The organism is Kluyvera huaxiensis (assembly GCF_040149365.1).
In the GTDB taxonomy this organism is placed as follows: domain Bacteria; phylum Pseudomonadota; class Gammaproteobacteria; order Enterobacterales; family Enterobacteriaceae; genus Kluyvera; species Kluyvera intermedia_A.
The window spans coordinates 233,987-245,793 of the sequence record NZ_JBEFLV010000006.1; the positions used below are offsets into that span (position 1 = coordinate 233,987).

Here is an 11,807-nt window from a genome sequence, read left to right on the forward strand (position 1 = left end):
TCTCTCTCCTGTGATTAATGCTGTACGGTCAACAGCGGCTGACCGGCGGTGACCGCGCTGGCGGCGCTGATTTCCAGCCCCGGGAAGTCGTCGCTGTTGCTGATAATAATTGGCGTGACCAGGTCATAACCGGCGTCGATAATCGCCTGACGATCGAAGGTCAGCAGCAGATCGCCGGCCTTCACTTTGTCACCCTCTTGCACATGTGTAGTGAACGGTGCGCCGTCGAGTTTGACGGTATCAATGCCAACGTGGATCAGCAGTTCAATACCGCTGTCGCTGAGTAAACCGATGGCGTGTTTAGTCTGGAAAATGGAGGCCACTTCGCCGTCAAATGGCGCAATCACTTCGCCCACGCTGGGAATAATCGCCACGCCTTTACCCAGCAGGCCGCTGGCAAACGTGGTGTCCGGTACCTTCTCGAGCGCCAGCACGGTGCCCGTCATCGGGGCCAGTACATCATTGGCCGATGCGGTGGCAATCACGCTGGACTCTGCGGTTTTGCGCGGTACGCCGACGAAAAAGGTCAGCGCACAGGCCAGCACAAAGGCCACCGCCGTGCCAATTAGCCCCCCCCAGACGCTGGCATCAATGCCGCTGGCGGGGATCATCTGCGCCGGGAAAAAGATATTTGGCAGGCCAAACGAGAAGGCATAACTATTGCTGAACGCGGTGATAGCCCCGCCGATGGCCCCCGCCACGCAGCCAAAGATGAACGGGCGGCGCAGCGGCAGCGTTAAACCGTATACCGCCGGTTCGGTGATACCAAAAAGCCCGGCAGAAAACGCGGAGCCCGCCAGCACTTTCTGCCGCGCATCGCGGGTGGCGAGGAAGATGCCCAGCACCGCCCCCACCTGCGCCAGTACCGCGGGCAGAATAATCGGCAGCATCGAATCGTGGCCGAGCACGGTCATGTTGTTAATCATCAGCGGCACCAGCCCCCAATGCAGACCAAAGATCACGCACACCTGCCACAGGCCGCCCAGCGCGGCACCGGCTAGCCACGGCGCGACCACGTAGATAATCTGATAGCCGTTCGCCAGTAAATGGCTAAGCCAGGTGGCTACCGGGCCGATAACCAGGAAGGTTAATGGGACCACGACCGCCAGACAGATTGCCGGGGTGAAGAAGTTTTTCATCGCCGCCGGTAGCCTGGCGTTGCTGCGCCGTTCAATCCAGCAGCTCACCCATGCAGCGAGAATAATCGGGATAACCGACGAGCTGTAGTTGATAAATGTAACCGGGATACCGAGAAAATCGTCCGCCGTCGCCCCCGGTGCCTGTGCCGCCTCGAAGGCCTGAATCATCAGCGGATGGGTGAGTGCACCGCCAATCACCATGGTGATAAACGGATTGCCACCAAACTTTTTCCCGGCGGTGTAGCCAAGGAACAGTGGGAAGAAGAAGAACAGCGCATCGCTGGCCGCAAACCAAATTTTGTAGGTCGCCTGCCCGGTGTTGAGCCAGCCACAGACCACCGCCAGCGCCAGCAGCCCTTTCAGCAGGCCGGTGGCTGCCATCACGCCGATAAACGGCGCAAAAATACCGGAGACAATATCAATAACCTGGCCGAGGGCGGACGTTTTTTCCCCCTTCACGGCGACCGGTTCGCTGTCATCGTTAATCCCGGCTTCATAGCGCACCGCTTGCCACACGTCGTGGACGTGGTTGCCAATAACCACCTGAAACTGGCCGCCGCTTTCAACAACCATAATGACGCCGGGGTTCTTTTTGAGTGCCTCGGCATCGGCTTTGCCGCTCTCTTTAAGCTTGAAACGCAGTCGGGTAGCGCAGTGAACCAGACTCACAATATTCTCTTTGCCGCCAACGTGGCTGAGAATATCCTGCGCGAGTGCTTTGTATTCCATACTGTAATTCCTTGACCGAGTATAAAAACAAAAAAACCCGAGAACGTCGTCCGAAGACGCCGCGCTCAGGTTTTGCCTGCAAAAATGCAGTAACAATCCAGTTGTGTAGGGGTTAACGCCCCTCTTTTCTCACCCGCTCAATATGAATGGCGAGAAACATAATTTCTTCCGTCGTTAGCGACCGCTGATAGCTGTTTTGCAGATGCAGCGCCACGGTTTCCGCGCATTTCCACGCTTTGGCGTAGTTGTCTTTCACCGCGCTATGCAGCGACGCGTCATCATCTTCCACCACCGTTCGCGTCAGCATGCGCTGGGCGAAAAACTTCAGGTGGGTAACGAAGCGCTGGTAGCTGAGCGATTCTTCGTTGTACTCCAGGCGCAGTTGATACTTCACCAGCTGTAAGATTTCCTGCATCACCCGGGTAACATGCATCACTTCCGGCATCTCGCTGTTGAGCTGTCCCGTCACCAGATGCAGGGCGATAAAACCTGCTTCATCCTCCGCCAGTTCTACGCCGAGCCGCTTGGCAATCAGCGCCCGCGCCTCCTGCCCCAGCATAAACTCTTTCGGATACAGCCGCTTAATCTCCCACAGCAGCACATTACGCAGCGCCACGCCGTTTTTCTGTCGCTCAATAGCAAAGTGACAGTGGTCGGTGAGCGTGATGTAAATGCTCTCCTGCAACGGCCCTAGCCGCTCGCGGGCCCGTTCTATTATCCGGTCGCAGGTGGTCATCACCTCAAGCGGGATCTGACTAAGTAATTCACCCAACCGCCCTACCAGCTCATCGCTCTGTAAGGCGAAAATTTTCTCGATTTTTGTCTCATCCAATAAGTCGCCGACGCGTTTCTGAAAGGCTAGCCCTCGCCCCATCACCACCTGCTCACGCCGGTGTTCATCCAGAACAACCACCACATTATTATTAAGCACTTTGGCGATTTGCATTTATGAACCCCAGAAACAAAAAAACCTGACTTCTGACAAACGTCAGATAATCAGGTTTTGCCTGCCGAAGCAGTAACAATCGTTACGAGTATTTCATTTCCCTTATCAATAGCTCAATGGCGCAAAGGGAAATTTGTGATGTGGATCGGAACTTTATCCGCGCCAGTCGTTAATCACCTGCGAAATCAGCTTCGATTCCTGCAGCGCGCGAACGGCGGTAAACAGCGTAGTCGCTTCCTCGTATTCTTTACGCAGGTAGCCTAGCCACTGCTTGATGCGCGCCACGTGATACAGCCCAGTATCGCCCTGTTTTTCCAGACGGGTGTACTTTTGCAGCAGTTCAACCACCTGCGGCCAGGGTAAACGCGGCTCGTTATATTTGATGACCCGGCTGAGATTCGGCACGTTCAGCGCCCCGCGGCCAATCATCACCGCATCACAGCCGGTGACCGCCATGCATTCCTGCGCGCTTTGGTAGTCCCAGATTTCGCCGTTAGCGATAACGGGAATGGTCAGGCGCTGGCGGATATCGGCAATCGCCTGCCAGTTAATCCGCTCGGCCTTGTAACCATCTTCTTTGGTACGCCCGTGTACCGCCAGCTCCGTCGCCCCGGCCTGCTGCACCGCATCGGCAATTTCAAACTGCCGCGCGTCGCTGTCCCAGCCCAGGCGCACTTTCACCGTGACCGGCAGATGAGCAGGTACCGCTTCGCGCATCGCTTTGGCGCCCTGGTAAATCAATTCAGGATCTTTAAGCAGCGTGGCCCCGCCGCCGCTGCCGTTGACCGTCTTCGATGGGCAACCGCAGTTGAGATCAACGCCCCACGATCCCAGCTCTACCGCACGAGCGGCATTTTCCGCCAGCCATTGCGGGTATTGCCCTAACAGCTGGATGCGCACGCGGGTTCCGGAAGGAGTTCGGCTGTGGTTATGCAGTTCCGGGCAGAGTTTCTGGAACGATTTTACCGGCAGCAGTTGATCCACCACGCGCAAAAATTCGGTGATGCACAGATCGTAATCATTCACTTCGGTCAGCAGCTCGCGCACCAGCGAATCGAGCACGCCTTCCATCGGCGCCAGTAAAACACGCATATCGTTATCCGGAAAAAAAAGAGGCGCTATGGTAACGTCTTCACATGCAGCTTTCCACTGCCAGGAGCGCGACGAGCAATCGCGGTTATTGACACATCAGGAGGTGAATCATGAATTCGAAAGTTATCCAGCTACAGACCACGCCAGCCCCGCGCCAGTTTAGCGACGTGCCACCGGTAACGCTGACCGATGCCACCATGCTGGAACGCAAAGATAAGCTGCTGGCCCGTATGCGCGAGGAGCGCTTCGACGCCCTGGTGATTTATGCCGATAAAGAACATGGCGGTAATTTTGAATATCTGACCGGCTTTATTCCGCGCTTTGAAGAGGGCTTGTTAATACTGGATAAATCCGGGCAAGCCACCGCTATTCTGGGCAACGAAAACCTGAAGATGGCTCAGCATTCACGTCTGCCGGTGACGCTCAAGCACTGCCCGCTGTTTTCATTGCCCAACCAGCCGATGGATAACGAAAAGCCGCTGGCCCAGTTATTCAACGAAACCGGGCTGAGCACGATGTCGAAAATCGGCCTGGTCGGCTGGAAGATGTTCACCGCCACGCTCGCCGATAACGCGAAGTATTTTGACCTGCCTTATTTTATCGTCGACGCGGTCAAGAACAGCACTCATGCGGAGCTGGTGAACGCCGCCCATCTATTTATTCGCGGTGATAAAGGGGCGAGAACGATCAATAACGCCAATGAAATCGCCCATTATGAGTACGGCGCGAATCTGGCTTCAAACTGTATGCTCACCGCGCTGGATGCGGTCGCTCCGGGGATTCGTGAAACCGAGCTTGGCGCACTGCTAGCCGCTGAAGGGCAATATCAGACGGTGGTGGCCATTGCCGCCGCCGGGCAGCGTTTTGCGAAAGCCAACCTTTATCCAACCTATAAACCGGTCGAACGCGGGCAGCCGCTGTCGATGACCACCGGCTTTAAAGGCGGGCTTTCTAGCCGCACCGGCTTTGTGGTTGCCGATGAAAGCGAACTGCCGGAAAACCAGAAAGATTATTTAGACCGCGTGGCGAAGCCTTATTTCGGCGCGGTCGCCAGCTGGCTGGAGAACATTCAGATTGGGATGCCGGGCGGTGAGCTGTACAACCTTATCGAGCGTGTGCTACCGAAGGAGCAATATGGCTGGCATCTGAATCCAGGCCACCTGAGCGCCGATGAAGAGTGGATGTCATCGCCGGTCTATCCTGCGTCGAACGAGACGCTCAAAAGCGGAATGATCCTGCAGATCGATATTATCCCTTCGGTGCCGGGATATACCGGGGTCAGCGCCGAGGAGAGCGTGGCGCTGGCGGATGTGGCGCTACAGCGGGCGATTGCCGAGGAGTATCCGGATCTGTGGGCGCGGATTGTCACCCGCCGCGCCTACATTCGCGATGTGCTGAATATTGCCCTAAGCGACGATGTGTTGCCGTTATCGAATAGCGTGGGATATCTGCGACCGTTTATGCTGGCCAAAGATAAAGCGCTGGTTTGTTCGGTTGAGTGATATGCCCGGTGTTGGTGTATATGTCGGGTGGCGGCTACGCCTTACCCGACCTACTCTGACTGGTTTGTTCGGTTGGGTGATATTCCCGGGGGCGGTGTATGTGTCGGGTGGCGGCTACGCCTTACCCGACCTACTCTGACTGGTTTGTTCGGTTGAGTGATATTCCCTGGGGGCGGTGTATGTGTCGGGTGGCGGCTACGCCTTACCCGACCTACTCTGACTGGTTTGTTCGGTTGAGTAATATGCCTGGGGGTTGGTGTATATGTCGGGTGGCGGCTACGCCTTACCCGACCTACTCTGACTGGTTTGTTCGGTTGAGTTATATGCTTGGGGGACGGTGTATATGTCGGGTAAGCGTAGCGCCGTCAGGCGGTGCACGGTGGCTATTGGTCTTATCTTATAGAAACGGCAGAGTTATCCGGTCAGATGCCTGATGTTCCGCTTGTCTATATCAGGTATGCTCAGAATTCATGGTGTGATCGGTAGCACAGTTTAGGGTTTAATTGTATGATGAATGCATTCCACCAAAGGTGAATCCCATGCTCAAATCACTGAATATCATCTGGCAATACCTGCGTGCATTCGTCCTGATTTACGCCTGCCTTTACGCCGGTATTTTTATTGCCTCGCTGCTGCCAATTACCATTCCCGGCAGCATTATCGGCATGCTAATTCTTTTCGTTCTGCTGGGGCTGCAAATTCTGCCCGCCAAATGGGTTAACCCCGGCTGCTACGTGTTGATTCGCTATATGGCGCTGCTGTTTGTGCCGATTGGCGTTGGCGTGATGCAGTACTTCTCGCTGTTAAGCGCTCAGTTCGGCCCGGTGGTAGTGTCCTGTACCATCAGTACCCTGGTGGTGCTGGTGGTCGTGAGCTGGAGTTCGCATCTGGTTCACGGTGAACGTAAAGTTGTTGGTCAGGAAGAGGCAAAAAAATAATGCTGCACTATATCTGGTGGTCACTGCCGCTGACCTTAGTTGTCTTTTTTGCCGCCCGCAAGCTGGGCGCGCGCTTTAAAATGCCGCTGCTGAACCCGCTGCTGGTGTCCATGGTGGTGATTATTCCGTTCCTGATGCTGACAGGCATTCCGTACGATCACTACTTTAAAGGCAGCGAAGTATTAAACGATCTGCTGCAACCGGCGGTGGTCGCCCTCGCCTACCCGTTGTATGAACAGCTGCACCAGATTCGCGCGCGCTGGAAATCCATCATCACCATCTGCTTTATCGGTAGCGCGGTGGCGATGATCACCGGTACGTCAGTTGCGCTGATGATGGGTGCTTCACCGCAAATCGCCGCTTCTATCTTGCCAAAATCGGTCACTACGCCGATTGCTATGGCGGTGAGCGGCAGCATTGGCGGGATCCCAGCCATTAGCGCCGTCTGCGTGATTTATGTCGGGATTCTTGGTGCGGTATTTGGCCATACGCTGTTGAACCTGATGCGCATAACCACTAAAGCCTCGCGCGGCCTGTCGATGGGGACCGCTTCGCACGCCCTCGGCACCGCTCGCTGCGCCGAACTGGACTACCAGGAAGGGGCGTTTAGTTCTCTGGCTTTAGTCATCTGCGGCATCATTACTTCACTGATTGCCCCGTTCCTGTTCCCGGTTATTCTGGCCGTGATGGGATAAAACGAGACAAATCACACATTTTTAAATGATGTTACATGCGTTGCATTAACAATGAGATATTGATCACTATTTAAGGCGTTCGCGCCCCGTACACTACGATCCCATTACATTGTTATGAGGCACAACGCCATGCATCCACGTTTTCAATCTGCTTTTACGCAACTGGCGGCAGATCTGCAGACCGCTATCGCCCCGCTGCTAGCCTGTCCGCACTTCTCTGCCGAGCTAAGCGCCGAGCAGGTCTCTTCGCTGCAAAAGGCGACGGGGCTGGACGAAGACGCGCTCGCTTTTGCGCTTCTACCGTTGGCAGCAGCCTGCGCCCGCGCGGACCTGTCGCACTTTAACGTCGGCGCTATCGCCCGCGGCGTCAGCGGCACCTGGTACTTTGGCGGCAACATGGAGTTTCTGGGTGCAACCATGCAGCAAACGGTTCACGCAGAACAGAGCGCCATCAGCCATGCCTGGATGTGCGGTGAAAAAGCGCTGCAGGTTATTACCGTCAACTACACCCCCTGTGGTCACTGCCGTCAGTTTATGAATGAACTGAACAGCGGGCTTTCGCTGCGCATTAACCTGCCGGGCCGTCAGCCGCATACGCTGCAGGATTACCTGCCTGACGCCTTTGGGCCGAAAGATCTGGATATCAAAACCCTGCTGATGGATGAACAGGATCATGGCTATCCGCTTGAAGGCGATGCGCTGGCGCAGGCTGCTATCAAAGCGGCAAACCGCAGCCATACGCCATACAGCAAATCGCCTTCCGGCGTGGCGCTGGAACTGCGCGATGGCTCGATTTTCAGCGGCAGCTACGCCGAAAACGCCGCCTTCAACCCAACCCTGCCACCGTTACAGGGCGCACTAAATCTACTGAGCCTCAACGGTTATGACTATCCGGATATCCAGCGCGCAATTCTGGCCGAACGCGCCGACGCGCCGCTTATCCAGTGGGATGCCACCGCCGCCACGCTGAAAGCGCTGGGTTGCAGCAATATCGACCGCGTGCTGTTAGGTTAATCCTCTCCACGCTCACCCGGACGACGCGTGCAAACGCCGACTCCGGGCGTTCTCCCCGGTGCTTCACCGCAACAAATGGCGTAATTGTCCAATTTCCCCGCAATTAAACGATGGTTTCTTGCGCTTGCGGGGCGGGTGCAGTAGCCTGATGCCTCTCTCGTCCACTATTGAGTCAAGTTCATGTTAAAGCGTGTGTTATACAGCCTGTTAGTCCTATGCGGCCTGCTGCTGATAACCGTGCTCGGTCTTGACCGCTGGATGAGCTGGAAAACCGCGCCCTATATTTACGATGAGCTGCAGGATCTCCCCTACCGCCAGGTCGGCGTGGTGCTAGGCACCGCTAAGTATTACCGTACCGGCGTCATCAACCAGTATTACCGCTATCGCATGCAGGGCGCGCTGAACGCCTATAACAGCGGCAAGGTGAATTACCTGCTGCTGAGCGGCGATAACGCACTGCAAAGCTATAACGAGCCGATGACGATGCGCCGCGATCTTATAAAAGCCGGCGTTGCGCCGGAAGATATTGTGCTCGATTACGCTGGTTTCAGGACTCTCGACTCCATCGTTCGCACCCGCAAGGTGTTCGATACCAACGATTTCATCATCATCACCCAGCGCTTCCACTGCGAGCGCGCACTGTTTATCGCCCTGCATATGGGCATTCAAGCGCAGTGCTACGCCGTGCCATCACCGAAAGATATGTGGAGCGTACGCTTGCGCGAATTTGGCGCTCGCTTCGGTGCGCTGGCCGATCTTTATCTCTTCAAGCGTGAACCGCGTTTCTTAGGCCCGCTTATCCCGATCCCTGCTCAGCAAGCGCTGCCGGAAGATGCCCAGGGTTATCCTGCGGTCACGCCGGAGCAGCTGCTGGAGCTGCAAAAGAAGAAATCGTAGCCAAGCCATCATTCAGGGTGTCAGCGTCATCGTAGGCATCGCCTCTTCCGCACGAGCGATATTCATTACGTCAATCATTCCTGTTTGCATATTAGGTATTACTGCGATCTCATTAATTACACACTTATTACATGGTTATTTGTGAGCATTTTCACAAACCATCCCCCCGCTTACGCCTAGCCTTTCAGATAGCAGTTTCACCTCATTTGCCTTAATTAAACTAATCATTAAGGGGAGACGTTATGTCGCCACACGATTATCTGGATGAGCTTATTCCCGCCTTTACGCCGCTGATGGCAATAAAAGAAGCCTCACGCTGCCTGCTGTGCCACGATGCGCCGTGCAGTCAGTCCTGCCCGGCCGAAACCAATCCGGGAAAATTTATCCGTTCAATCTATTTCCGTAACTTCAAAGGCGCCGCCGAAACCATTCGAGAAAATAATGCGCTGGGTGCCGTTTGCGCACGCGTTTGTCCAACGGAAAAGTTATGCCAGCATGGCTGCTCGCGTTCGGGAATTGACACCCCGATTGATATCGGCCGTTTGCAGCGTTTTGTCACCGACTTTGAACAACAAACGCGAATGAAGATTTATCAGCCCGGCCGTAAAGATAAAGGTAAAGTCGCCATCGTGGGCGCAGGCCCTGCGGGGTTACAGGCCAGCGTTACGTTATGTAATCTCGGCTATGACGTCACCCTGTTTGAAAAAGAGACACAGCCGGGCGGCTGGCTGCGCCACGGTATTCCGGCGTTCAGATTGCCGCTGTCGGTGCTCTCCGCCGAGATCGCACGCATCGTGGAAATGGGCGTGACGATTCGCTGCGGGCATGAGGTAGGTAAAACGCTGACGCTTGCGCAACTTAAAACCGAGTATCGCGCCATTCTGCTCACCGTCGGTCTGTCAAAAGGCGCTACGTTGCCGCTGTTTAACGACGCCTATCCGCTTGAAATCGCTGTCGACTTTTTACAACGCGCCCGTGCAAGCGAGGGCGATATTAGCGTGCCACAAAGCGCACTGATTATTGGCGGCGGTGACGTGGCCATGGACGTCGCCAGTACGCTGAAAATTCTCGGCTGCGAATCCGTCACCTGCGTGGCGCGTGAGGAATTAACCGAGTTTCCGGCCAGTGAAAAAGAGTTCGCCGCCGCTCAGGCGCTGGGCGTGTCGATTATTGATGGCTTTACGCCCATCGCGGCGACGGGCAACAAAGTGACCTTTAAGCACGTTCGCCTGCCCGGTGAACTCACTCTGATGACTGAGCAGATTATCCTCGCCGTCGGTCAGCAGGCCGAACTGGAGGAGTTCGCCGGAATTCAGCTCCAGCACAATACCGTAGCGACGCGCGACTACCAGACATCTGCCCCCTCCCTGTTCGCCGCAGGTGATGTTATCCAGGGAGATAAAACCGTGGTTTACGCCGTGAAAACCGGGAAAGAAGCAGCTCAGGCTATTCATCACTATTTAGAGGAGGCGTAATCATGTTAACCAAAGATCTCTCTCTTACGTTCTGCGGTGTGAAGTTTCCAAACCCGTTCTGTCTCTCCTCTTCCCCGGTCGGTAACTGCTATGAGATGTGCGCCAAAGCCTACGACAGCGGCTGGGGTGGGATCGTGTTTAAGACCATCGGTTTCTTTATCGCCAACGAAGTTTCGCCGCGTTTTGATCATCTGACCAAAGAAGACACCGGCTTTGTCGGTTTTAAAAATATGGAGCAGATAGCCGAACATCCGCTGGTGGAAAATCTGGCAGCGATTCGTCAGCTCAAACAGGATTATCCCGATAAGGTGCTGATCGCCTCGATCATGGGGGAAAACGAGCAGCAGTGGCAGGATCTGGCACGTCTGGTGGAAGAAGCCGGTGCCGATATGATCGAGTGCAATTTCTCTTGCCCGCAGATGACCTCTCACGCCATGGGCAGTGACGTCGGGCAAAGTCCGGAGCTGGTAGAGAAATACTGTCGGGCGGTGAAACGCGGTTCATCTTTGCCAACACTGGCCAAAATGACGCCGAATATTGGCGATATGTGCGAGGTGGCACTGGCGGCCAAACGCGGCGGCGCGGACGGTATTGCGGCTATCAATACCGTCAAATCCATTACCAATATCGATCTTCATCGCAAAATCGGCATGCCGGTGGTGAACGGAAAATCCAGTATCTCGGGCTACTCCGGTAAAGCGGTGAAACCTATTGCCCTGCGCTTTATTCAACAACTCAGGACGCATCCGGAACTGAAAGATTTCCCAGTCAGCGGGATTGGCGGAATCGAAACCTGGGAAGACGCTGCGGAATTTTTACTACTGGGTGCCGCAACGTTGCAGGTGACTACAGGCATCATGCAATACGGTTATCGTATCGTCGAAGATATGATAAGCGGCCTGTCGCACTACCTTGCGGACCAGGGATTTAGATCGCTTGATGAGATGATAGGCCAGGCGAACGGCAATATCGTTCCCGCCGAAGACCTCGACCGCAGCTATATAGTTTACCCTCATATTCATCAGGATAAATGCGTTGGCTGCGGCCGGTGCTATATCTCCTGCTATGACGGCGGCCACCAGGCCATGGAGTGGGATGCAAAAACCCGTACGCCGCATTGCAATACTGAAAAATGCGTCGGCTGCCTGCTGTGTGGCCATGTCTGCCCGGTTGCCTGCATTAGCCTTGGGGAAGTGGTCTTTAAACCCGGTGAAAAAGAGCACGCGGTTGTGCTTTAGCGGTTCACATACGCTGATCTAAGACGTAAAAAAGCCCGACATGCGTCGCAATGTCGATCAGTTAAGGATCGGTTGACCGATCCTTAATCTGCGGCACTATAACGGCTTCCATAACAGGGAGCCGTTTTCTTATGCCACTTCT

General features: G+C 55.1%; 9 protein-coding genes and 1 pseudogene. 7 read left to right on the forward strand and 3 right to left on the reverse strand.

Translation table 11 applies throughout. From position 1 onward, the window contains the following. Positions 1-14: 14 nt before the first annotated feature. From bglF to dusC, 3 genes and pseudogenes are all read right to left on the reverse strand, one after another. Positions 15-1,965: pseudogene (bglF, locus tag ABOC97_RS08975) on the reverse strand (PTS beta-glucoside transporter subunit IIABC). A gap of 15 nt (positions 1,966-1,980) precedes the next feature. Then, a complete protein-coding gene (gene bglG / locus ABOC97_RS08980) occupies positions 1,981-2,814 on the reverse strand; it encodes a transcriptional antiterminator BglG (RefSeq protein ID WP_349596498.1) in 834 nt (277 codons plus the stop codon). Positions 2,815-2,967: 153 nt separating this feature from the next. Further along, positions 2,968-3,906: a tRNA dihydrouridine(16) synthase DusC gene (gene dusC, locus ABOC97_RS08985; RefSeq protein ID WP_349596501.1), complete on the reverse strand. Its 939-nt coding sequence runs from the start codon at positions 3,904-3,906 to the stop codon at positions 2,968-2,970. Positions 3,907-4,016: 110 nt separating this feature from the next. Here dusC and ABOC97_RS08990 point away from each other — a divergent pair, with 110 nt between their 5' ends. From ABOC97_RS08990 to preA, 7 genes are all read left to right on the forward strand, one after another. Continuing rightward, positions 4,017-5,408 (forward strand): M24 family metallopeptidase, encoded by a 1,392-nt coding sequence (locus ABOC97_RS08990; protein ID WP_349596504.1) that lies wholly within the window; start codon positions 4,017-4,019, stop codon positions 5,406-5,408. 539 nt (positions 5,409-5,947) lie between these two features. Next, on the forward strand, positions 5,948-6,346 hold the full coding sequence (locus tag ABOC97_RS08995; RefSeq protein WP_234504114.1) for a CidA/LrgA family protein: 399 nt from the start codon (positions 5,948-5,950) through the stop codon (positions 6,344-6,346). Next, on the forward strand, positions 6,346-7,041 hold the full coding sequence (locus ABOC97_RS09000; RefSeq protein ID WP_234504117.1) for a CidB/LrgB family autolysis modulator: 696 nt from the start codon (positions 6,346-6,348) through the stop codon (positions 7,039-7,041). Before ABOC97_RS08995 ends, ABOC97_RS09000 begins: the two co-directional genes overlap by 1 nt. Before the next feature lie 129 nt (positions 7,042-7,170). Then, positions 7,171-8,055, forward strand: a complete 885-nt coding sequence (gene cdd, locus ABOC97_RS09005) for a cytidine deaminase (protein ID WP_349596508.1) — start codon at positions 7,171-7,173, stop codon at positions 8,053-8,055. A gap of 180 nt (positions 8,056-8,235) precedes the next feature. Then, positions 8,236-8,952: an outer membrane permeability protein SanA gene (gene sanA / locus ABOC97_RS09010; RefSeq protein ID WP_234504123.1), complete on the forward strand. Its 717-nt coding sequence runs from the start codon at positions 8,236-8,238 to the stop codon at positions 8,950-8,952. Between the two features lie 242 nt (positions 8,953-9,194). Beyond that, positions 9,195-10,427 (forward strand): FAD-dependent oxidoreductase, encoded by a 1,233-nt coding sequence (locus tag ABOC97_RS09015; RefSeq protein ID WP_349596512.1) that lies wholly within the window; start codon positions 9,195-9,197, stop codon positions 10,425-10,427. A gap of 2 nt (positions 10,428-10,429) precedes the next feature. Next, positions 10,430-11,665 carry an NAD-dependent dihydropyrimidine dehydrogenase subunit PreA gene (gene preA, locus ABOC97_RS09020; protein ID WP_349596515.1) on the forward strand — a complete coding sequence of 412 codons (1,236 nt, stop codon included), beginning with the start codon at positions 10,430-10,432 and terminating at the stop codon, positions 11,663-11,665. Positions 11,666-11,807: the final 142 nt, after the last annotated feature.

Coding starts and splice junctions, on each gene's coding strand:
- dusC (WP_349596501.1), bottom strand. CDS start 3,906: ATGCGTGTTTTACTGGCGCCGATGGAAGGCGTGCTCGATTCGCTGGTG.
- sanA (WP_234504123.1), top strand. CDS start 8,236: ATGTTAAAGCGTGTGTTATACAGCCTGTTAGTCCTATGCGGCCTGCTG.
- preA (WP_349596515.1), top strand. CDS start 10,430: ATGTTAACCAAAGATCTCTCTCTTACGTTCTGCGGTGTGAAGTTTCCA.
- ABOC97_RS08995 (WP_234504114.1), top strand. CDS start 5,948: ATGCTCAAATCACTGAATATCATCTGGCAATACCTGCGTGCATTCGTC.
- ABOC97_RS09000 (WP_234504117.1), top strand. CDS start 6,346: ATGCTGCACTATATCTGGTGGTCACTGCCGCTGACCTTAGTTGTCTTT.
- ABOC97_RS09015 (WP_349596512.1), top strand. CDS start 9,195: ATGTCGCCACACGATTATCTGGATGAGCTTATTCCCGCCTTTACGCCG.
- ABOC97_RS08990 (WP_349596504.1), top strand. CDS start 4,017: ATGAATTCGAAAGTTATCCAGCTACAGACCACGCCAGCCCCGCGCCAG.
- cdd (WP_349596508.1), top strand. CDS start 7,171: ATGCATCCACGTTTTCAATCTGCTTTTACGCAACTGGCGGCAGATCTG.
- bglG (WP_349596498.1), bottom strand. CDS start 2,814: ATGCAAATCGCCAAAGTGCTTAATAATAATGTGGTGGTTGTTCTGGAT.